The sequence below is a fragment of the Campylobacter sp. BCW_6461 genome, from assembly GCF_001762735.1.
Taxonomy (GTDB): Bacteria; Campylobacterota; Campylobacteria; order Campylobacterales; family Campylobacteraceae; genus Campylobacter_D; species Campylobacter_D jejuni.
On sequence record NZ_MJXJ01000022.1, the window covers coordinates 141,939 to 162,273 of the forward strand.

A 20,335-nucleotide genomic window follows, 5' to 3' on the forward strand; every position below is an offset into this window, starting at 1 on the left:
TATTACACCATATAAGACATTTGATGAATTTCTAAAAGTTTTTGATAAAATTCTTCATCATTTTTGTATTCTAAAATTCCATCAGTTGGAAAAAGCTCATTATAAATTTTTTGCATATTTTTTAATCTATTTGGAAAAAGAGAAGTTAAAATAACACTAGATACTTCCTTGCGCATGAAAATTGCTGGAGGAATGATACCCGCTCTTAGTAAATCTTTTAAAGACTGAGAATTATAGTGCAAATGGTGATGACAACCATGAGGGCAAGATCTTGTGCTAACAATCATGCGACATTGATCGCAAAATACAAATTCAGGCAAAACGATCACTTCTATGCCATAGTCCTTGGAAAAATCATCAAGTATGGTTTTTGGTTGGTTATCGTCATAAAACATTCCAAGTCCTGTATGATTTTGTCCTACTACTAGTTTGGTACAACCTAGACTTTTTGCGATAATACTTTCTAAGCCAGGATTTAAATGAGCGTGAAAAATATTAATATTTTTTAATGGAAAAATGAAAATTCTATCCGGTGGAAGATAGTTTTGAATAAATTTTTTCAAATATGCTTCTTTAAGTTCGAATTCAAACCCATTTACATCAAAAGATTCTACAAGAAAAATTACAACTAAATCTGCTTTATCAATAGTCCAACGAAACATTCTTTCATGGGCACGATGCAAAGGATCAAAACTTGAAACTATAGCAGTAATTTTTTGTGCATTAAGATTGTTTTTGATTTGTTGAAAATTTTCTTTTATTTTTTCAATTTGAGAATTATAAATTTCTATTTTTCCACTTATGCAAGTTGTTCCCATGTCTTCTAAAGAGCAAGTGTTAGGACTGAAAATATCAGAAAAATTTTTATTATTTTTAAATTGGCTTTTAAAATCTATATGTCCTACTACTTTTTCATCTAGTATGAGATCGATTCTATCGCCAGATTTTATATCATTTAGTGCTTCTTCAGCATTTTTTGGTGCAAAGCTTAAGGGATAGGGAAAACTTTCTCCTTTAAATTTTCCTGATTTAATGATTTCATTGACTTCTTTTTCATTCATTAAATGAGTGCAAGTACCTAGCAAACCTTCTTTAATAAGTGACAAGATGCCAAATTCATTTTGATCTATGGTAATGTTTTTATTTTTTCTTGCTGATTTCATATTTCTTCCTTTTTTCCCATAAAGATTTACGTGAAATGCCTAATTTTTTTGAAAGATCAGTATCAGGAAATATATTTTGGTAATTTATAATAACATATTTTACATACTCATCTATAGTTAAAATTTCATTGCTATTGATATTTTTTTCATTATCATTTAAATTAATGCAGTTTATTTTTAAATCATCTGTATTTGAATTGGTATGCAAAATAACATTTTTGTTTTGTATAAAATCTAGGAGTTTTTCCTTTTCTGTTGCTTTTAATGCTTGAAAATTACTCAAAAATAAGAGATTGTTTTCTGTGGGAAGTTTCATAACTTTTTCAACTGAATTTGTAGATGTTAAATCAATAAAAGAAAGAGTAATGTCACATTCATTTGCATAATTAAAAACAAAAGCATCAGCACTGCTTTGCTTGTTGGATTTTAATATCAATGGAAGTTTTAATTTTTTATAATTATACTCTGGAATTTTGATTGTTTCTAATCTTGATTTGATATAGCTTTGATAAGCTTTATTAAGGATTGAAAGTTTTCTAAAATCCTGATAATGCTTTATTTTTCTAATCAGCTCTTCTATCATAAAGGGTTTTTGAATATAATCACTAGCACCTAATTTCAAAGGATTTGAAACTGTATCTGTACTTATATAAGAAATAAGCAAAATAATAATACTATGTTTAAACTGACCTACGGCTTTTAGAAAATTATTAGTATTTGTAGAAAGCAGTATAATGTCATAGTATTTTTCACCATTGTATTCATCAAACGAGTTAATAATTTCACAGCTATATCCAGCATCACTTAGTTTAATGCTAATGCTTTGCGCTAGATAAATTTCATTTTCAATAATTAAAACTTTCATAATCTTGTCCAATCAAAATATTTTAAATTTACACTACTAAGCACCGCCATACCTTCTTTTCTTCCAATAAAACCCAATTTTTCCGTTGTTGTGGCTTTAACATTGATTCTAAATTCATCTAAATCTAAAGTATGAGCTATATTGCTTTGCATAGCTTGTTTAAAGTCTTTAAGTTTAGGGCTTTGTGCCATGACGCAAATGTCTATATTAATGAGTTCAAAACCTATTTCTCTGACTTTATCATAAGCTTGTTTTAAAAGCTCCATGGAGTTGGCATTTTTAAATTTCATATCAGTATCAGGATAAAGCTCTCCTATATCTCCAAGTCCTGCAGCACCTAAAATCGCATCGGTTAAAGAGTGAGCTAAAACATCTCCATCGCTGTGTGCTTTAAGCCCCATAGTAGGATGAATTTGCACTCCTGCTAAAAGCAAAGGGCGATTCTCTCCAAATTCATGCACATCAAAACCATTGCCAGTAAAAATTTCAAAGCTAGGTGTAGGCAAATTAAGTTTTTTAAGATCTTCTTTAAAGGTTAGTTTTCTTGCATTTTCTTCACCTTCAACAAACCAAATTTTTCCACCCATTGCAGCTATAGCTGTGCTATCATCTGTAAATTCTAGGTTTTGATCTAAGGCTTTTTTAAGCAATTTGGTTTTAGAAATTTGCGGGGTTTGAATGAGTTTGATTTTTTCTCTTTGCAAGGCTTCATTGTCAAAAAGTGTTGTATCTGCAACTTTTAAAGCAGGGGTAATACAATCTGCTTTATCTAAATTTTCAATCAAACGATCAAACAAATTTTTACTCACCAATACCCTTGCTACATCACTTACCATAACAAATTCGCTATCTATGAGCTCTAAGGCTTTTTTTAAGGATTCTGCTCTGGTATCACCACCTTCTATGAATTCATAGTTTTTAGTAAATTTTTTCATATAAGTGATATTACTAGAGGTAACAACTATTTTTTTAAAAGGATAAAAAGAGCTTAAATTTTTTGTTGCATAAAGCCAAAGAGGGTCATTTCCAAGTCGTAAAAATTGTTTTTTTACCTTTGTATTAAAACGAGTAGAATTTCCAGCTGCTAACATAATGAGGCTCATTTCACTCATTTTTTCATTCCTCTTTTTAATATTGTTGGTTTTTATAATGTTACCATATTATACACTTATAAAAAGCTAAATTTTATCATTTTATTAGTAAAATTGATTTTTTTAAAAGACAAGGAAAAAATATGAAAGAACAAATTTTAGAGAAATTAAAAACTGTAAAATATCCTGGTTTTGAAAAGGATATAGTGAGTTTTAACTTTGTAAAAGATATTAAAATTCAAGATGATGGTGTATTCATTGATATAGAAATCGTTTCAGCAAATCCTGAAGTAGCTAATGAAATTCGTAAAAATACTATTGAAGCTTTATCGAGTTTGGCTTTAAAAAATATTGAACTTAATATCATTACTCCAAAAATTCCTGAAGAAAAAAGTAATTCAAGAAGTGGAAAAAATATCGCTCCACAAGTAAAAAATTTCATCATGGTTTCAAGTGGAAAAGGTGGTGTGGGTAAATCTACAACTACAGTAAATTTAGCAATTTCCATGGCTAAAATGGGAAAAAGAGTAGGTATTTTAGACGCGGATATTTATGGGCCAAATATTCCAAGAATGCTAGGTGAAACCAAAACTCAGCCTGAAGTAGTAGGGCAGAGATTAAAGCCTATTTTAACTCATGGTGTTTATATGATGAGTATGGGGGTTTTGATCGAAGAGGGTCAAGGCCTTATGTGGCGTGGAGCTATGATTATGAAAGCAATCGAGCAACTTTTGGCTGATGTGATTTGGCCTGAACTTGATGTATTGTTTTTAGATATGCCTCCAGGAACAGGCGATGCACAAATTACTTCTGCGCAAAGTATTCCTATTACTGCAGGAGTTTGTGTAAGCACACCTCAAACCGTATCTTTAGACGATAGCAAAAGAGCTTTAGATATGTTTAATAAACTTCATATTCCTATAGCGGGTGTGATTGAAAATATGAGTGGATTTTTATGTCCTGATAATGGTAAAGAGTATGATATTTTTGGTAAAGGAACAGCTGAAGATATGGCAAAAGCCTATAAAAGTGAAGTTTTAGCACAAATTCCTATAGAAATGATAGTAAGAGAAGGTGGAGATGAAGGCAAGCCTGTGAGTTTTTATCACCCTGAAAGTGTGAGTTCAAGGCGTTATTTAATGGCGGCCGAAAAAATTTGGAGTTTTATAGAAAAGATTAACAATGAAGGTGGTGCGGATAATTCTGCTATACAACCTATGATGAATGGAAAAAGTGCGTGTTCGCATTAAAAATTAAGTGGATAAGGAAAAGAAAATGATTAATACTAAAGAAGATTTTTTACTTTTAATCAAACAAATCGAGCAAAAAAGTGGCTATAAAAAACCTAAAGCTTTTGGTATAGCAAGGCTTGATAGAGGACAGTTAAATAAAAATAAAATCTTACAAGCAAGTTTTGCTTTGATTAACTATGAGCAAAATTTTGGCTCAGCGGCAATCATGCTTGAAGCTTTTATGCAAAGGGGCGTGGAGATTGATTTTAATGCGAGTGAGTTTGTGCAAACTTTGAAATTAGAAGATATTGATTTTGCACTTTCTTGTTTTAAACCTTTTTTAGAAGAAGATGGGCATCAAAATATTGATTTATTAAAGATTATCAAAGATAAATTTAAAGACGATGAATTTTCTTTTGTTTGTCTTTTTGAAGATAAAGAACCTTTAAGTGTAGAAAGTATTTATCTAAAACTTTATTTGCTTTCTACTAAAAAAGTACCTTTAAGAAGTATCAATCTAAATGGATCTTTTGGACTTTTAAGCAATGTAGCTTGGAGTGATGATAAGCCTATCGAGCTTGAGTATTTAAGAGCAAATGAAATGCGTTTAAAAATGAGCAATCAATATCCAAAAATCGATTTTGTTGATAAATTCCCAAGATTTTTAGCACATATTATCCCTGAGGATAATACAAGAATTTTAGAAAGTTCTAAAGTAAGAATGGGTGCGTCTTTAGCAGCAGGAACAACCATCATGCCAGGGGCAAGTTATGTGAATTTTAATGCAGGTACAACAGGAGCTTGTATGGTTGAAGGGCGTATTAGTTCAAGTGCTATAGTAGGAGAAGGTTCTGATGTAGGTGGCGGAGCTTCGATTTTAGGTGTTTTAAGTGGAACAAGTGGCAATGCTATAAGCGTAGGCAAGGCTTGTCTTTTAGGGGCTAATTCAGTGACAGGAATTCCTTTAGGGGATAATTGTATAGTTGATGCAGGTATTGCAGTGCTAGAAGGAACGAAATTTTTACTCAAAGATGCCGAAGAACTTGCTAAACTTAATCCTTATTTTAATTTTGATAAAGAAATTTACAAAGGCTTAGAGCTTAAAGGTTTAAATGGGCTACATTTCCGTCAAGATTCTATAAGTGGTGCTATGATAGTAGCTTTAAATAAAAAAGCAGTCAAACTTAATGAAGCCTTGCATTGATATAAATTTATTTTACATAAAGCTTTAAGCTTTATGTCTTTCTTTTAATTTTGAAATCACATCTGAGAAACTAAGATTTGCATCTGCAAGTAAAACACTTAAATGATACATTAAATCCGCTGCTTCACAAATAAGCTCTTCTTTATCTTTTACTGTCGCTGCTAAAGCTGTTTCTACGCCTTCTTCACCAACTTTTTGTGCGATGCGTTTTGTACCACTTTTGAAAAGTTTTGCTGTATAAGAAGTATTTTCATCGGCATTTTTGCGTGCATTAATAAGTTTTTCAAGTCTGGCTAGAAAAACAAAATCTGCATTTTTAGAAATTTTTTCAAAACAAGAAATATCGCCCGTATGACAAGTAGGCCCTACAGGATTTGCTAAAATTAAAAGCGTGTCATTATCACAATCTAAGCTTAAATCTATGATATTTAAGAAATTTCCACTTTCTTCACCCTTCATCCAAAGACGCTGTTTTGTGCGTGAAAAAAAGACTACTTTGCCACTTTCTAAGCTTTTTTCTAAGGCTTCATTATTCATAAAGCCTAGCATTAAAACTTCGCAAGTTTTTGCATCTTGGATGATGACAGGTAAAAGATTATCCACTTTTTGCCAAGCGATTTTTTCATTAAGTTCTTTGAAATTTTGCATATTATATCCTTATACTTAAGCCTTGATTTTTAAGATAAATTTTTAATTCTTTAATGTCTATAAGTTTTTGATGAAAAACAGAAGCAGCTAAAGCCCCATCTATACCTAGTTTAAAAGCTTCTAAAAAATGTTCCATTTTTCCCGCTCCCCCACTTGCGATCAAAGGTACTTTACAAATTTTATATACAGCTTCTAATTGTTCTAAATCATAGCCATTTTTAACACCATCTTGATTCATCATATTTAAAACAATTTCGCCTGCACCTAGATCTTGCACTTTTTTAACCCATTCTAAAGTGCTTTTTCCACTATGTTTACTTGTTTTTTCATCCCCTGTGTATTGAAATACTTTTAAATTTCCATTTTCATCTTTAAAACTATCAATCCCTACTACTACGCATTGCACGCCAAAGCTTTTAGCAAGGCGTGTGATTAGGCTTGGATCATTTAAGGCAGGAGAATTGATAGAAATTTTATCTGCCCCATTAGCCAAAAGTTCAGCTGCATCTTCTTCGCTTTTAATACCCCCTGCAACACAAAAAGAAATATTGATATTTTTTGCTACTTCACTTACCCATTCTCTTGATATGCGTTCTTTTCTAGCACTTGCAGCAATATCATAAAAAACAAGCTCATCAATACCATTTTGAGAATAATACCTAGCAAGCTCTATGATATCTCCCATATCTTTATGGTTTTTAAATTGTGTTCCTTTTACTACTCTGCCATCTTTGACATCTAAACATGCAATTATGCGTTTTGTAAGCATTTATTTCTCCAAAATACATTTTTCTTTAAGATATTTTTCCATTTCTTCATCGCTTTTAATTTCATCAAAATTAGCTTGAATTTTTGCTTCTTTGCCCACTTTAATTTGTTTGTTTATATCATCAATAAATTCTTTAAAATTTGGATTTTTATTGATCAGCATATTTAGTGTTTGAATATCAAGTTCTTTTTCTTTTGCACTAATTAAAATTTGAGAATTTGAAATATCTTTTTCAAGTTTTATCACTCCTATGCCAAAACTTTGATTTAAGCGTCTTAACTCACTTAAAACTTCGCTATCAATTTCTTGTAAAACAACCAAATAGCCTTCATTTGCCCAGCTAGAATTGCTTACAGCTTGAAAATAGCATTCTTTTAAATTTGAAAAATTTAAAGCAATTTTAAGTTCAAAAGAAAAAAGCTTATAACTATTTTGTTTGATATTTTCTAAAAGTGTTATGGTCTCTTTTTCATAATCATCGTAAGGAAAATAAACCCCTACAATATCAGGATAATTCCACTTATCTTCCCCGCCCTTACCCTTTTTGCTTTGTTCGTGATAAATTGTTTTGCAATTTAAATTAAAATCTAAATTTTCATATAAAAATTTTACAAGCAAGGGGTGTAAATCTCTTTCATGAAATTTATTTTTTTCTTGTTTTTCATTGGTAATTTCATTTTTATTATCAAGCTTTAAAAGTTCATTTTCTCTTTCTTTTAGCCAAAAAGTTGTAGGTTTTATTGAGGTTTTAAGAAAGTTAATTTTATCTGTAAGCAACCTATTCCAAATTGTTTGAGTGGGTGTTTGTCCTATACTAGAAAGCTTTTTATCTAAGCCTTTTTCAAGAGCTTTTTGCCAAATTTCACTCACATTTAAAGGCTTTTTAGTTTGTTTTAAAACTTCTATAATTAATTCTTTATAGGTCAATTTTCCAGACATCTTATCCCTTCTTCTACACTAAAAACTCCGTCTAATAAAGCTTTTCCTACGATAACCCCACTACAAATTCCTTTTAAGTTTTCAAGGTCTTTTAAGCTTGCTACTCCACCACTTGCCTGAATGCAAATATGAGGAAAAATTTCATGGATAAGTTTATAAAGTCTTGCATTTACTCCTTGCATGGTGCCATCTTTTGAAATATCTGTGCAAAGTATGTGTTTTAAGCCTTTATTGCTATAAAAATCTAAAACTTCCATAAGCTTTTTATCGCTTGCTTCTTGCCAAGCATTTACAGCCACAACATAATCTTCTTTTAAAATCGTATCTAAGGCTAAAACTATAGCTTCACTACCAAATTCTTTTAAAATTTCAAGACATAAAGTCGCATCTTTAATTGCCATAGATCCTATAACTACTCTTTTTACTCCACAATCAAGCAAAGCTCTAGCTTCTGCTTTAGAGCGTATACCTCCACCTACTTGCAAATTGACACTGACTTCTTTGGCTAATTTTTCTATCAAAGCAAATTGTCTTTTGCTAGGATCTTTTGCACCTGTAAGATCTACAAGATGAAGTTCTTTCGCTCCTGCTTTTTCGTATTCTTTAAATTTCTTTAAGGGATTGTATTTATATACTTTTTTTTGTTCGTAATCCCCTTTTACAAGACGCACCACTTCGCCATCTATAAGATCGAGTGCGGGTATGATTTGAGTCATCCTATATCCTTAATAAAATTTGAAATTAAAATTTCCCCAGCCTCGCTACTTCTTTCAGGGTGAAATTGCACTCCGTAAAAATTATCTTTCATTACGCTTGCGCTAAATTTTTGCGAATACTCACAATCTGCTATAGTGTATTTCCCAAGTCCTACACAATAACTATGCACAAAATAAAAATAAGCCCCTTCTAAGCCTTTAAACAAAGCATGAGAGCTATAAACTTCATTCCATCCCATATGTGGAAAAGTAAAGCCTTCTTTAGCTTTAAATTTTTGAGTTGTAAAATCTATGAGTTTTAAGGTTTCTTGATTTAATTCTTCAGAAAAATTTCCTAAAATTTGCATACCTAAACAAATACCAAGCAAAGGTTTTTTGGTATTTTGAATAAAATCAATAAGATTAAATTGTTCTAAATTTTTCATTGCTTCTTTTGCGGTACCCACTCCAGGTAAAAAAAGCTTATCCGCACTTTCAAGTTCTTTTAAATCCCTACTGATAGTTGCATTAAAACCTAATCTATCTAGACAAAATTTCAAAGATGCTAAATTCGCACAGGCTGTATCGATGATGATGATTTTCATATCACTCCTTTAGAGCTGGCTAAATTTTCACTTTCTATTTTTACTGCCATTTTCAAAGCTTTTGCAAAGGCTTTAAAAAGCCCTTCGGCTTTATGATGATCGTTTTTGCCTTTAACTTTTAAATGCAAACTCACGCCCATAGCATAGCTTAAAGAATAAAAAAAGTGCTCGATCATTTCTGTGCTTAAAGCCCCTAAATGAGATTTTTTAAATTTGGCTTTATAGACTAAATGGGGACGATTGCAAAAATCCATCGCACAACTTGCCAAACACTCATCCATAGGTAAAGCAAAACCATATCTTGCAATGCCGATTTTATCCCCTAAAGTTTTTTTGATACAAGCTCCAAGTGCTAAGGCTACATCTTCAACGCTATGATGCTCATCGATTTCCAAATCTCCTTTACAAGAAATTTCAAGCCCTATACCTCCATGTACAGCGATTTGCTCTAACATGTGATCAAAAAAATCAATACCTGTTTTAATGCTAACCTTACCCCCATTTAAGCATACCTTTACTTTTATATCTGTTTCTTTAGTAGTTCTTTGATAACTCGCGCTTCTAAAAGAACTTAAAATTTCATTTTCTATTTCTTTCCAAGAAAGTTCGCCGTATTTTAAACCACGCACGCCTAAATTTGAAGCCAAGATCATATCACTCTCACGATCTCCTATAACAAAACTTTGCTCCTTATCATAAAGTTCGTGTTTGATATACTCTTCTAACATAGCGGTTTTAGGTTTTCTGCAAACACAATTTTCATTTTCAAAATGCGGACAAATAAAAATATCTTGAAATTCTATACCGCAACTTTTTAAAATATCAAGCATTTTTTCATGAGCGATTTCAAAATTTTCCTTTGGAAAACTTGGTGTTCCAAGACCGTCTTGATTGCTTACCATAACAAATTTAAATCCAAATTTTTTTAGTTTTAAAAGAGTGGGAATAGCATCTTTTTCAAAACGCAATTTTTCAAGAGTATCGATTTGAAAATCGCTTTTTGGCTCCTCTATTAAAGTGCCATCTCTATCTATAAAAAGGATTTTTTGACTCATTTTAAGCTTTCTAAACGAAAAGTTACTGCATTTTTGTGCGCGTCTAAATGCTCATTTTGTGCTAAAATTTCAACACTTTTACCTAAAGCTAAAAAACCTTCTTTACTTAACTCTTGAACGGTCATTCTTTTGCTAAAATCTGCCAAACCTAAACTAGAATGCGTTTTAGTAAGTCCATAAGTAGGTAAAACATGATTTGTCCCACTTGCATAATCACCCATAGACTCTGGGGAATAAGCTCCTAAAAATACTGATCCTGCGTGTTTTACACCTTTTAAAAGTTCTCGTGGATTTTGAGTTTGTATGATCAAATGTTCAGGGGCGTAAAGATTTGAAATTTCTAAGGCTTGATTTAAATCTTTAGCTATGATAATGCGTGAATTAGCAATGCTTTTGCTTGCAAGTTCTTTGCGAGGCAAAAGTTCTAATTGACTTTGGACTTCATCACTTGCTTTTTTAGCAAAATCTTGACTTAAACACACTAAAATCACTTGAGAATCTGCACCATGTTCAGCTTGTGAAAGCAAATCACTAGCTACAAATTTTTCATTAGCTAAATCATCAGCTATGACTAAAACTTCACTAGGTCCTGCTTGCATATCAATAGCTGCTCCGTTTATATCACTACTTACTTGGCGTTTTGCTTCGGTTACAAAGGCATTTCCTGGGCCAAAAATTTTATCCACCTTTAAAACACTCTGGGTACCGTAAGCCAAAGCTGCTATAGCTCCTGCACCGCCCATTTGATAAATTTCATCCACGCCACAAAGCTTAGCACAAAAAAGCACAGCATCATTGATTTTTGCAGGACTTGCTAAAACGATTTTTTCACAACCTGCAATTTTTGCAGGAATAGCTAGCATTAAAACCGTTGAAAACAAAGGTGCCAAACCCCCTGGTATGTAAAGTCCTACTTTTTCTATAGGGCGTGTTAAAACTTCACATTTAACGCCTTTTGTAGTTTCAAGAGCGATTTCATGTGGGATTTGGGCTTCGTGAAATTTTTTGATATTTTCATAAGCCACTAAAATAGCTTCTTGTAAATCTTTATCTAAACGCTTGCTTGCTTGAGTGATTTCTTCTTGAGTGATTTTAATCTTTGAAATTTCAGCCTTATCAAATTTCAAAGCTTGTTCTATCAAAGCTTCATCGCCTTTTTCTTGCACTTCTTTAATGATAGAACTTACTATTTTTGAAATTTCATCTTTCGCACTTATAGCAGGGCGTTTTAACGCTTCTTCTTTTTGTTTTTCATCCAAATTATCATATACTAAAATTTGCATTTTTTACTCACTTTAACATTTTTTCTATAGGCAGAACTAAAATCGAACTCGCACCTTCTTCTTTTAAAGCCTCCATGGTTTCCCAAAAAAGATTTTCTTTACTTACCATATGTAAAGCTACATTTTTTTCATCGTGTGCTAAAGGTAAGATAGTCGGTCTTTCAACTCCTGGAAGTAGGGCTTGAATTTTATCAAGCTTTTCTTTTGGAGCATGAAGCATAATGTATTTAGATTCTCTTGCTTGCATTACTCCTGCTACACGCAACATAATTTTATCCACTAAGGCTTGTTTTTCTTTACTTAAAGCATTTTCTTTTTGAATCAAACAAGCACGAGATTCATAAATGACTTTAACTTCTTTAAGATTGTTTGCTTGTAAAGTTGCCCCGCTTGAAACAAGATCGCAAATCGCATCGGCTAAATTTGCCCTAGGGGCTACTTCAACAGAACCTGTAAGCGTACAATTTTTATAATTAATCCCATTTTCTTTCATAAAACGCTTTAAAAGTTGTGGATAAGAAGTAGCTATCCTTAAGCCTTCAAAATCTTTCAAATTTTGAAATTTATTTTCTTGAGGTAAGGCAAGAGAAAGACGGCAATATCCAAAATCTAGCTTTTTTAAAAGCTTATAGCTTGGATTTTCTCCTAAAGACTGGCGTTCAAGTTCATTTTCTTCTAAAACATTTTCCCCTATAATGCCTAAATCTACAACCCCATCAAAAATAAGCCCAGGGATATCATCATCTCTAACGCGTAAAATATCTATGGGTAAATTTGTAGAAAAAGCGATCAAGCTTTGTTCATGGATATGCATTTTAACACCACATTCTGAAAGAAGCTCTATGGATTCTTTTGAAAGTCTACCTGATTTTTGTATCGCAATGCGTAAACGAGTGTTTTCTTGCATAACATATCCTTGAAATTAAAAATTAAAAACTTATATTAGCATAAGTAGTTGAATTTTTAGCAAGGGTTTTAGAAAATAAATAAATTTAATTTTATTTAAAATAATTATTTAAAACTTTTTATTTTTAAGGTATTTAATTGAAGTATTAATCCTAGCAAAAGCTAGGATTTGATTAAGCTACAAATTCGATGAAAGCCATTTCAGCAGCATCACCACGGCGAATTCTTGTTTTGATGATTCTTGTATATCCACCATTGCGATCTTTGAATTTTGGAGCAATTTCAGTCACTAATTTATTAGTAGCGTTTTTATCTTGTAATGAAGCAAAAACTGCTCTATGAGCGTTAAAATCTCCAAGTCTTGCTCTAGTAATCAATCTTTCTACATAACCTCTTAATTCTTTAGCTTTTGGTAGAGTAGTTTCGATTTTTCCGCTATTTACTAAAGCTATAGTTAAATTTTTTAATAAGGCAGCACGATGAGATGAAGTTCTGCCAAGTTTTCTATATCCATGTTTATGTCTCATTCTTTATCCTTCGTTTTGTGCTTTTAATTCTGCGATTTTATTTTTAAGTATTTCTTTATTATCGCTAAGCTTAGAAGTTCCCACAGGAAAACCTATGCTTTCCATGATGTTTTTAATTTCATCAAGAGATTTTTTACCTAAATTTTTAAGCCCTGCAAGTTCACTTACACTCATCAAAGCAAGCTCGCCTATGTAAACTACTCCTGCTTTTTCAAGACAATTATAACTTCTAGCACTTAAATTTAAATCTGTAATGTTTTGCAATAATTTAGTATTTTCTAGTTCATTGCTTGTTGCTTGATTTTTAATTACGCTTCTAACATTGGTGATTTTATCAAATACTGATAATTGTTTATACATAGCTTCTAGAGCATTTTGAAAAGCTTCATTTGGAGTGATTTGTCCATCAGTTGTTACAGTTAAAACCACTTTTTCATAATCAGGATTATCTTCAAACAAAACTTTTTCAATATCATAGGTTGCTTCTCTTACAGGTGTAAAGAAAGCGTCTAAAGCTATAAATTTAGGATCATTTATAAGCTCTTTAATTTCTTCGCTTGGTACATAGCCAATACCTTTTTCAACGATCAATGTGAATTTGAGTTCAGCATCTTCGTTGATAGTTGCTAGATAGGCGTCTTTGTTTACTACCTCTACTTGATCATTATTTAGATCTTTGCCGTAAATTTCTTTTGAGCCTTTAAAGCTAAATTCTACTATTTCTTTATTTGATTCGCCTTTAATTTTAAAGCGTAGTTTTTTTAGATTAATGATAAAAAGTGCTACATCTTCAAGCATACCACGCATGCTATCAAATTCATGAGCTACGCCATCAATATGGATCGCAGTTGGAGCATATCCTATGGTGCTAGTGTAAAGCAAACGGCGTAAAGGATGGGCTAGGGTGATTCCATAGCCGATCTCAAAAGGCCAAGCACTGATTTTAGCCACAGTATCACTAATGTTTTCTATTGTAAATTCTGTTGGCGTATAAGCAGATGTTGTAATATTTCTCATATTTAGCCCCTATTACTTAGAGTAAAGCTCAACGATAAATCTTTCCTCAACCGGAATGACAACTTCTTCTCTTTCAGGTTTTCTTGTGAAAATTCCAAATCTCTTATTTTTTTCAACATCAACCCAAGCAACGATTCCAGTTTGTGCTGTAAGTTCGATAGCTCTTGTTATTTGAGGATTGTTTTTGCTTTTTTCGATGATTTCGATTTTAGCACCTGCTTCTACTCTAAAGCTAGGAATATCCACTCTTTTACCATTTACTAAAATATGTCCATGTGTTACAAGTTGTCTTGCAAAACGACGTGTTGTAGCAAAACCCATTCTATATACCACATTGTCTAATCTTTGTTCTAAAAGCTGGATAAGTAATACCCCTGTATTTCCTTCTCTTCTTGCTGCTTCAGCAAATAAACGACGGAATTGCTTTTCGCTTACTCCATACATAAATTTAGCTTTTTGTTTTTCTCTTAATTGAAGTCCATACTCACTAATTTTACCTTTTCTTGCTCCGTGTTGTCCTGGCGCATAAGGGCGTTTGTCTAGTGCACTTTTGCCAGCTAGTCTTCTTTCTCCTTTTAATGCTAAGCTAACACCAAAGCGTCTTTCTAATTTTTCTACTGGTCCTCTATATCTTGCCATAATATTCTCCTAAATTTTTCTTATATCTTAGACACGACGACGCTTAGGCGGTCTGCAACCATTGTGAGCTAATGGAGTGATATCTTTTAAGAAAGTTACTTTGATTCCTTCCATAGCACCTACACTCTTAACAGCAGTTTCTCTACCGCTTCCTGGTCCTTGTACTTTAATGCCTACTTCTTTAATTCCGTGTTCTTTTGCTTTATTTAAAGCGTCTTCTACTGCTTGTTGTGCTGCATAAGGAGTTGATTTTTTAGAACCTTTAAATCCTAAACCACCTGCACTACTCCAAGCGATAGCATTTCCCATTTCATCAGTCACTGTAACCATAGTATTGTTAAAAGTCGCACTGATATAAACAATACCTTTTGCTATATTTTTTTTAACTACTTTTTTCTTTACGATTTTTCTTTTTGCCATGATTTATCCTTATGATTTTGCACCAACAGTTTTTCTCTTACCTTTTCTAGTTCTTGCGTTTGTTTTTGTTTTTTGTCCGCGAACTGGTAAGCCTTTTCTGTGTCTTAAGCCTCTAAAGCTTCCTAAATCCATAAGTGCTTTAATATCCATAGCAACTTGTTTTCTCAAATCCCCTTCAACCATATAGTTTTCTTGAATTTCTTTACGGATAGCTGCTGCTTCATCTTCACTTAACTCATGAACTCTTTTATCATAAGAAATTCCTACTTTATCTAGAATTTTTCTTGAAGTGAAAAGTCCTATACCATAAATATAGGTTAGTCCATACTCAATTCTTTTTTTCTTTGGTAAATCCACACCTGCAATACGAGCCATGTTTATCCTTGTCTTTGTTTATGTTTTGGATTTTCGCAAATAATGCGAACCACGCCTTTACGGCGAACTACTTTGCACTTGTCGCACATCTTTTTAACCGATGGTCTCACTTTCATGAGCGTCTCCTTGAATGAATTCCACTTGATTTACGACTACATCAGGTTTTATGAATAACCAACTATTTTCAAAATAAGTGGTGGATTTTAAAAATACTTCTTCATATAGTTCGATGTAATTTGCCGCAAAAACTCTAATTTTATCTAAAATTAGCTTTTAAATAACTTAGATTATTTATATCTAAAAGTTATACGCCCTTTATCAAGGCTATAAGGTGTAAGTTCTACTTTTACTTTATCACCTGGCATTATTCTTATATAATGCATACGCATTTTTCCTGCAATATGACATAAAATTACATGTTTGTTGTCAAGTTCAACCTTGAAATTTGCATTAGGCAATGCTTCAAGTACGGTGCCATCAATTTCAATTACATCATCTTTTGCCAAAATTTTCTCCTTTCATGAAATAAAAAGGCTATAATTTTAGCAAAAATTATTAAAATTTTTACTTAATTTTTAGTAATTTTTAAGTAATTAATCTAAAAATTTAGGTTTGATAAAAGGCACATGAGTCCCTATAACTTTGAGTTTTCTTTCTTTAAATTCTTTAAGTAGTTTTTCCCTTGTTTGTATAGCCTCATTTTGATCTATATCAAATTTTATAGCGATTTTAGGTTTTGGGATTTGTATATCATAAAGATGAAGTAAATCTCCCCAAAAGACTATTTTATCATCAATTATGATAGCATTTTGACCTGGGGTATGCCCGTAAGCAGGTATGGCTTTAATGCCTGAATTTTGAAAGATCAAATCTTTAGAGTGGTTAATAAATTCTATATTTTTAAGTTTAAGCAAGGTGTTTTTAATTTCTTGTCTATCACTTTTGATCCAAAAATCATATTCTTTTTTATCGATTAAAATTTGAGCTTTTGGAAAAAGATTTTCTTCGCTCATTAAAGCTCCTATATGATCAGGATGTGCATGTGTTAAGATAATATGAGTGATATCTTTAAAATCGGTTTTGTGGATATGTAATTTTTCTTTAATGTATCAATAGTATCTAAAAACCCTGTGTCTATTAAAGCATTAAAATTTGGATTTTTTATCAGAGCAATATTATGCTCATTTCTTTTGATTTTTGTGCGAGTTTTTTCTATAAAATTCTTATCTTCATCGTTTTGTGGCACTAAAAAAGAAAATAATAAATTTAAAAATTCATCATCAGATTGTTTAAGCGAGATTATATGGGTTTGATTTGAACTTTTGCTTGTGGTTTTTTCTTCTAAAAAATAAAGATTGGTTTTTAAAAGGGTGGTTATAAAATTAAACATATTTATCCTTAAATTTTTTAGATAATATTTTGGAAATGATTATAGTATAATAAAAACAATGTTTTTAAAATTTAAGGTAATTAATCAATGAGAAAATCAAAATTTGGAACAAAGGAAATTAAGATCTTAGGACTTTCTTCACTAGGAGGAACTTTAGAATTTTATGATTTTATTATTTTTGTCTTTTTTGCTGAATATATAGCCAATGTATTTTTTCCTAAAGGTATGAGTGAATTTTGGGCTTTATTAAATACTTATGGAGCATTTGCAGCTGGATATTTAGCACGTCCTTTAGGTGGTATAGTTATGGCACATTTTGGAGATAAATTTGGGCGTAAAAATATGTTTATGCTAAGTATTTTACTAATGGTTCTTCCCACCTTTGTCTTAGCTTTTATTCCAGGTTATGAAACTCTTGGGTTTTTAGCTCCTATTTTATTGATACTTATAAGAATTTTTCAAGGCATAGCTATAGGTGGAGAATTGCCTGGAGCTTGGGTTTTTGTAAGAGAACATTGTCAAGAAAAACAAAAAGCTTTCTTTTTAAGCTGTTTAAATTCAGCTATGGCTTTAGGAATTTTGTTAGGAAGTATAGTATTTTTAATCATTAATGCTTTTTTTAGTATAGAAGAAATTGCTACTTATGCATGGCGTATTGCTTTTTTTGTAGGTGGAATTTTTGGGATTATTTCTATTTATTTGCGTAGATTTTTGCAAGAAACTCCTGTTTTTAAACAAATGAAAAAAGAATCATCGCTTAGTTCTTTTCCGCTTAAAGATTTATTTAAAGAAAAGGATATTGTAAAAAATTTATTTTCATCAATGATGATGACTTGGGTTTTAACAGGTTGTGTTATTGTGCTTGTTTTATTGATGCCTAAATTTATGCCTAGTATTTTAAATTTAAGTGGGGTTGAAGGAAGTTATTTACAGATATTAGGAATTTTGGGAATAGCTTTAGGCGGGGCTTTTATGGGTTATCTTGTAGATAAATTTGGTTTATTTAAAATTTGCATTTTCTTTTCTTTAACTTTTGTATTTTTTTCTTTTTTATATTTTTATGCTTTATATGAGCTTAAAAATTTGGTTTTGGTGTGTATTTTGTATTCGATTGTTTGTTTTTTAGGTGGGATTAATGTGTTCGCACCTATTTTAATGAGTGAAGTTTTTAGAGCTAAAATAAGATTTTCAGGAATTTCTTTTTCTTATAATATTGCTTATGCAATTTCAGGCGGTATTACTCCGCAACTCGTTTTTTGGCTTAATACACTTGCGAGTAAAAATGAAAATCCATTTTTATATGGTATGAGTATATATATGATTTTTTTAGCGTTATTGGCTATTTGTGCTGTTTTTATAGTAAAAGATAAAATAAAATTTTGATAATCACTCTTAAAATGTTATAATTAAAATTATATTTTGGAGTTTATAAATGCCTTTTATTATGGAATTACTTAAGCAAAATAAATTAAAGTTGATTTCTTTTTTGCTTTTTTCTTTTATTACAAGCGCTGTTGGAGTTTTAACTCTTGTTTTTATCAATGATTATTTGCTTAAAAATGCACAAAACATTCCTATTTTTTATTTTATTGTTTTGCTTTTGATATTTTTTATAAGTTCTACCATAGTTGAACTTGGACTTAGTATTTTTGGACAAAATTTTATTTTTAAAATGCAAAGGCGTGTAGTAAAGCAGATCTTAGACACCCCTTTGTTAAGAGTGGCTAAAGTAGGTAAGGCTAGAATTTTAGCTTCTTTAGGAAGTGATGTGAGAAATATATCTTTTGGGCTTTTAAGATTGCCTGATTTTTTACAATCAAGTATATTGATTTTATGCACTAGTGTTTATTTATGTTATCTTTCACCACAAATTTTTGCTTTGTGTGTGGTATGGATTATGGTTATTTTTATTACTAATAATTTTTTGATGATGAAAGTATATCAGTATTTTAGAAAGGCAAGGGAAAATGATGATGCTTTGCAAAATAATTACCAAAATATACTAGATGGACATAAAGAACTTTTGATCAATCGTGATAGAGCCAAACTTTACTATGAAGATGAATTTGAAAATAATGCAAGATTGAAAAAGAAAAATAGTACTTTAGGCAATCTTTTTAACAATCTCTCAAACAACTGGACAAATGTAACTCTTTTGGCTTTAGTGGGTGTAGAGTTTTACTTAGCTTTAAAATTTGAATGGGCAAGTGTTGCAGATGCTACAACTATAGCTCTTTCTATTTTGTTTTTACGAACCCCTTTAGTATCTATGATAGGATCTTTTCCTACTTTGCTTTTGGCAAAAATCGCTTTGGATAAGATCGCAAAATTGGAATTAGATGATTATATAGAAGGTTTTAAAAAAACACATTATATTAGCGAATGGAAAAAAATTTCTTTTAGAAATACTCAATTTGCTTATGAAGAAAATTTTCACTTAAATCCTGTAAATATAGAACTTAAAAAAGGTGAATTGGTATTTTTAATAGGTAAAAATGGAAGTGGTAAATCCACTTTTTGTATGCTTTTGACAGGACTTTTTAAGCCAAGCAAAGGCGGAATTTATGTTGATGATACGCTTATAGATGATAAAAATTTAGATGAGTATAGATCTCTTATTTCTGCTGTTTTTAGCGATTTTCATCTTTTTACTAAAACCTTAAATAAAGAAAATTTTGCAAGCGAAGAAAAAATTGCTTTTTGGTTGGAGTTTTTAGAACTTAAAAATAAAACAAGTGTCAAAGATAATGAACTGACCTTAACCAAACTTTCTACAGGGCAAAAAAAGCGTTTAGCTATGCTTATAGCCTTGCTTGAAGAAAGGGATATTTTAGTGCTTGATGAATGGGCGGCTGATCAAGATCCTGTTTTTAGAAGATTTTTTTATAAAAAACTTTTACCTTTGCTAAAAGAGCAAGGTAAAACAATCTTTGCTATCACACATGATGATGCATATTTTGATAGTGCTGATAGAATTTTCTTGGCTCAAAATGGTGAAATCAGCGAATTAAAGGGTGAGAATATAAAGGAATTAGCTAAAAATTTAGTAGAAAAATTTGATTAAAGCCCAAAATGGGCTTATATTATTTATCATAGAGCTTTTTTTCTATATCGATATAAAATTTAGCAATTTTTCCATAAGCAACTTCCCAAGCTTTAAGAGTAGCTTCGTCAGGATTTAAAAGATTTTTAATAGCCTTTAAAAGGCAAGCTCCAACTATAGGATAATGCTCTTCTTTAACTCCTAAATTAACATGAGTTATGGCAACTTTATCAACAAAGTTTCTCATATTTTCTAAATTTTCTATATTTTTAGCCGCCATTAAAATCGCCATTGCTAAAGCTTTTGGTTGTTCTCCTGAAATTTGTTTTTCCATATTAAACATAGGTTTTACCTCAGGATAATCATTAAACATTATTTTATAAAACTCATTGGTTAAATCCTCTCCATTTTTTTGCAAAATAGGCACACAATCTTTGATGATTTGAATTTGTTCTTTTGTCATAGTTTC

The 20,335-nt window shown here is 31.2% G+C and carries 23 protein-coding genes and 1 pseudogene; 4 read left to right on the top strand and 20 right to left on the bottom strand.

What is annotated here, in order from left to right; genetic code table 11:
• Positions 1-2: 2 nt before the first annotated feature.
• The 3 genes from AJ882_RS04825 to AJ882_RS04835 are packed head-to-tail and all read right to left on the bottom strand — an operon-like array spanning position 3 to position 3,140.
• Positions 3-1,163 (bottom strand): sulfate adenylyltransferase, encoded by a 1,161-nt coding sequence (locus tag AJ882_RS04825; protein ID WP_002868300.1) that lies wholly within the window; start codon positions 1,161-1,163, stop codon positions 3-5.
• Complete coding sequence (locus AJ882_RS04830; protein WP_002868301.1) at positions 1,141-2,028, bottom strand: response regulator; 888 nt, start codon at positions 2,026-2,028, stop codon at positions 1,141-1,143. The genes AJ882_RS04825 and AJ882_RS04830 overlap by 23 nt, the downstream gene beginning before the upstream one ends.
• Positions 2,025-3,140: a bifunctional 2-C-methyl-D-erythritol 4-phosphate cytidylyltransferase/2-C-methyl-D-erythritol 2,4-cyclodiphosphate synthase gene (locus tag AJ882_RS04835; RefSeq protein WP_002867571.1), complete on the bottom strand. Its 1,116-nt coding sequence runs from the start codon at positions 3,138-3,140 to the stop codon at positions 2,025-2,027. The genes AJ882_RS04830 and AJ882_RS04835 overlap by 4 nt, the downstream gene beginning before the upstream one ends.
• A gap of 122 nt (positions 3,141-3,262) precedes the next feature.
• Here AJ882_RS04835 and AJ882_RS04840 point away from each other — a divergent pair, with 122 nt between their 5' ends.
• Positions 3,263-4,369 (top strand): Mrp/NBP35 family ATP-binding protein, encoded by a 1,107-nt coding sequence (locus tag AJ882_RS04840; protein WP_002886575.1) that lies wholly within the window; start codon positions 3,263-3,265, stop codon positions 4,367-4,369.
• Positions 4,370-4,394: 25 nt separating this feature from the next.
• A complete protein-coding gene (locus tag AJ882_RS04845) occupies positions 4,395-5,555 on the top strand; it encodes a tetrahydrodipicolinate N-succinyltransferase N-terminal domain-containing protein (protein ID WP_002886573.1) in 1,161 nt (386 codons plus the stop codon).
• 24 nt (positions 5,556-5,579) lie between these two features.
• Here the strand turns inward: AJ882_RS04845 and hisIE are convergent, their stop codons facing one another.
• The 16 genes and pseudogenes from hisIE to AJ882_RS09580 all read right to left on the bottom strand — a co-directional run bounded on the left by hisIE (position 5,580) and on the right by AJ882_RS09580 (position 16,823).
• A complete protein-coding gene (gene hisIE / locus AJ882_RS04850) occupies positions 5,580-6,203 on the bottom strand; it encodes a bifunctional phosphoribosyl-AMP cyclohydrolase/phosphoribosyl-ATP diphosphatase HisIE (RefSeq protein WP_002851143.1) in 624 nt (207 codons plus the stop codon).
• Between the two features lies 1 nt (position 6,204).
• Positions 6,205-6,972 carry an imidazole glycerol phosphate synthase subunit HisF gene (gene hisF, locus AJ882_RS04855; protein ID WP_002851492.1) on the bottom strand — a complete coding sequence of 256 codons (768 nt, stop codon included), beginning with the start codon at positions 6,970-6,972 and terminating at the stop codon, positions 6,205-6,207.
• Positions 6,973-7,911, bottom strand: a complete 939-nt coding sequence (locus AJ882_RS04860) for an HTH domain-containing protein (protein WP_002860061.1) — start codon at positions 7,909-7,911, stop codon at positions 6,973-6,975.
• Entirely contained in the window at positions 7,896-8,627 is a 732-nt protein-coding gene (gene hisA, locus AJ882_RS04865) for a 1-(5-phosphoribosyl)-5-[(5-phosphoribosylamino)methylideneamino]imidazole-4-carboxamide isomerase (protein WP_002867576.1), read from the bottom strand. Before hisA ends, AJ882_RS04860 begins: the two co-directional genes overlap by 16 nt.
• Positions 8,624-9,211, bottom strand: coding sequence for an imidazole glycerol phosphate synthase subunit HisH (gene hisH, locus AJ882_RS04870; RefSeq protein WP_002851270.1), 588 nt, complete (start codon positions 9,209-9,211; stop codon positions 8,624-8,626). The genes hisA and hisH overlap by 4 nt, the downstream gene beginning before the upstream one ends.
• Positions 9,208-10,266 (bottom strand): bifunctional histidinol-phosphatase/imidazoleglycerol-phosphate dehydratase HisB, encoded by a 1,059-nt coding sequence (gene hisB / locus AJ882_RS04875; RefSeq protein ID WP_002867577.1) that lies wholly within the window; start codon positions 10,264-10,266, stop codon positions 9,208-9,210. Before hisB ends, hisH begins: the two co-directional genes overlap by 4 nt.
• Positions 10,263-11,549, bottom strand: a complete 1,287-nt coding sequence (gene hisD, locus AJ882_RS04880) for a histidinol dehydrogenase (RefSeq protein ID WP_002867578.1) — start codon at positions 11,547-11,549, stop codon at positions 10,263-10,265. Before hisD ends, hisB begins: the two co-directional genes overlap by 4 nt.
• Before the next feature lie 7 nt (positions 11,550-11,556).
• Positions 11,557-12,456 carry an ATP phosphoribosyltransferase gene (gene hisG, locus AJ882_RS04885; protein ID WP_002858407.1) on the bottom strand — a complete coding sequence of 300 codons (900 nt, stop codon included), beginning with the start codon at positions 12,454-12,456 and terminating at the stop codon, positions 11,557-11,559.
• Positions 12,457-12,628: 172 nt separating this feature from the next.
• Positions 12,629-12,982, bottom strand: coding sequence for a 50S ribosomal protein L17 (gene rplQ, locus AJ882_RS04890; RefSeq protein WP_002851332.1), 354 nt, complete (start codon positions 12,980-12,982; stop codon positions 12,629-12,631).
• Positions 12,983-12,985: 3 nt separating this feature from the next.
• Positions 12,986-13,999: a DNA-directed RNA polymerase subunit alpha gene (locus AJ882_RS04895; protein WP_002855748.1), complete on the bottom strand. Its 1,014-nt coding sequence runs from the start codon at positions 13,997-13,999 to the stop codon at positions 12,986-12,988.
• A gap of 12 nt (positions 14,000-14,011) precedes the next feature.
• On the bottom strand, positions 14,012-14,638 hold the full coding sequence (gene rpsD, locus AJ882_RS04900) for a 30S ribosomal protein S4 (RefSeq protein WP_070279677.1): 627 nt from the start codon (positions 14,636-14,638) through the stop codon (positions 14,012-14,014).
• A gap of 27 nt (positions 14,639-14,665) precedes the next feature.
• The gene (rpsK, locus tag AJ882_RS04905) at positions 14,666-15,058 is read right to left on the bottom strand and encodes a 30S ribosomal protein S11 (RefSeq protein ID WP_002779544.1); all 393 of its coding nucleotides are present in this window, start codon (positions 15,056-15,058) and stop codon (positions 14,666-14,668) included.
• A gap of 9 nt (positions 15,059-15,067) precedes the next feature.
• Complete coding sequence (gene rpsM / locus AJ882_RS04910; protein ID WP_002800121.1) at positions 15,068-15,433, bottom strand: 30S ribosomal protein S13; 366 nt, start codon at positions 15,431-15,433, stop codon at positions 15,068-15,070.
• A gap of 2 nt (positions 15,434-15,435) precedes the next feature.
• Entirely contained in the window at positions 15,436-15,549 is a 114-nt protein-coding gene (gene rpmJ, locus AJ882_RS04915; protein WP_002781429.1) for a 50S ribosomal protein L36, read from the bottom strand.
• A gap of 171 nt (positions 15,550-15,720) precedes the next feature.
• On the bottom strand, positions 15,721-15,939 hold the full coding sequence (gene infA, locus AJ882_RS04920) for a translation initiation factor IF-1 (RefSeq protein ID WP_002781436.1): 219 nt from the start codon (positions 15,937-15,939) through the stop codon (positions 15,721-15,723).
• 87 nt (positions 15,940-16,026) lie between these two features.
• Positions 16,027-16,823: pseudogene (locus tag AJ882_RS09580) on the bottom strand (MBL fold metallo-hydrolase).
• 87 nt (positions 16,824-16,910) lie between these two features.
• Here AJ882_RS09580 and AJ882_RS04935 point away from each other — a divergent pair.
• Both AJ882_RS04935 and AJ882_RS04940 read left to right on the top strand, forming a co-directional pair.
• Positions 16,911-18,206: an MFS transporter gene (locus tag AJ882_RS04935; RefSeq protein ID WP_002858936.1), complete on the top strand. Its 1,296-nt coding sequence runs from the start codon at positions 16,911-16,913 to the stop codon at positions 18,204-18,206.
• A 49-nt stretch (positions 18,207-18,255) separates the two neighbouring features.
• Positions 18,256-19,887, top strand: coding sequence for a multidrug ABC transporter permease/ATP-binding protein (locus AJ882_RS04940; RefSeq protein WP_002851469.1), 1,632 nt, complete (start codon positions 18,256-18,258; stop codon positions 19,885-19,887).
• 19 nt (positions 19,888-19,906) lie between these two features.
• Here the strand turns inward: AJ882_RS04940 and cgb are convergent, their stop codons facing one another.
• A complete protein-coding gene (cgb, locus tag AJ882_RS04945; RefSeq protein WP_002867582.1) occupies positions 19,907-20,329 on the bottom strand; it encodes a single-domain globin Cgb in 423 nt (140 codons plus the stop codon).
• Positions 20,330-20,335 lie beyond the last annotated feature (6 nt).

Excerpts from the sequence above, each read along its gene's own strand:
- AJ882_RS04825 (WP_002868300.1), bottom strand. The coding sequence starts at position 1,163 with ATGAAATCAGCAAGAAAAAATAAAAACATTACCATAGATCAAAATGAA.
- AJ882_RS04830 (WP_002868301.1), bottom strand. The coding sequence starts at position 2,028 with ATGAAAGTTTTAATTATTGAAAATGAAATTTATCTAGCGCAAAGCATT.
- AJ882_RS04835 (WP_002867571.1), bottom strand. The coding sequence starts at position 3,140 with ATGAGTGAAATGAGCCTCATTATGTTAGCAGCTGGAAATTCTACTCGT.
- AJ882_RS04840 (WP_002886575.1), top strand. The coding sequence starts at position 3,263 with ATGAAAGAACAAATTTTAGAGAAATTAAAAACTGTAAAATATCCTGGT.
- AJ882_RS04845 (WP_002886573.1), top strand. The coding sequence starts at position 4,395 with ATGATTAATACTAAAGAAGATTTTTTACTTTTAATCAAACAAATCGAG.
- hisIE (WP_002851143.1), bottom strand. The coding sequence starts at position 6,203 with ATGCAAAATTTCAAAGAACTTAATGAAAAAATCGCTTGGCAAAAAGTG.
- hisF (WP_002851492.1), bottom strand. The coding sequence starts at position 6,972 with ATGCTTACAAAACGCATAATTGCATGTTTAGATGTCAAAGATGGCAGA.
- AJ882_RS04860 (WP_002860061.1), bottom strand. The coding sequence starts at position 7,911 with ATGTCTGGAAAATTGACCTATAAAGAATTAATTATAGAAGTTTTAAAA.
- hisA (WP_002867576.1), bottom strand. The coding sequence starts at position 8,627 with ATGACTCAAATCATACCCGCACTCGATCTTATAGATGGCGAAGTGGTG.
- hisH (WP_002851270.1), bottom strand. The coding sequence starts at position 9,211 with ATGAAAATCATCATCATCGATACAGCCTGTGCGAATTTAGCATCTTTG.
- hisB (WP_002867577.1), bottom strand. The coding sequence starts at position 10,266 with ATGAGTCAAAAAATCCTTTTTATAGATAGAGATGGCACTTTAATAGAG.
- hisD (WP_002867578.1), bottom strand. The coding sequence starts at position 11,549 with ATGCAAATTTTAGTATATGATAATTTGGATGAAAAACAAAAAGAAGAA.
- hisG (WP_002858407.1), bottom strand. The coding sequence starts at position 12,456 with ATGCAAGAAAACACTCGTTTACGCATTGCGATACAAAAATCAGGTAGA.
- rplQ (WP_002851332.1), bottom strand. The coding sequence starts at position 12,982 with ATGAGACATAAACATGGATATAGAAAACTTGGCAGAACTTCATCTCAT.
- AJ882_RS04895 (WP_002855748.1), bottom strand. The coding sequence starts at position 13,999 with ATGAGAAATATTACAACATCTGCTTATACGCCAACAGAATTTACAATA.
- rpsD (WP_070279677.1), bottom strand. The coding sequence starts at position 14,638 with ATGGCAAGATATAGAGGACCAGTAGAAAAATTAGAAAGACGCTTTGGT.
- rpsK (WP_002779544.1), bottom strand. The coding sequence starts at position 15,058 with ATGGCAAAAAGAAAAATCGTAAAGAAAAAAGTAGTTAAAAAAAATATA.
- rpsM (WP_002800121.1), bottom strand. The coding sequence starts at position 15,433 with ATGGCTCGTATTGCAGGTGTGGATTTACCAAAGAAAAAAAGAATTGAG.
- rpmJ (WP_002781429.1), bottom strand. The coding sequence starts at position 15,549 with ATGAAAGTGAGACCATCGGTTAAAAAGATGTGCGACAAGTGCAAAGTA.
- AJ882_RS04935 (WP_002858936.1), top strand. The coding sequence starts at position 16,911 with ATGAGAAAATCAAAATTTGGAACAAAGGAAATTAAGATCTTAGGACTT.
- AJ882_RS04940 (WP_002851469.1), top strand. The coding sequence starts at position 18,256 with ATGCCTTTTATTATGGAATTACTTAAGCAAAATAAATTAAAGTTGATT.
- cgb (WP_002867582.1), bottom strand. The coding sequence starts at position 20,329 with ATGACAAAAGAACAAATTCAAATCATCAAAGATTGTGTGCCTATTTTG.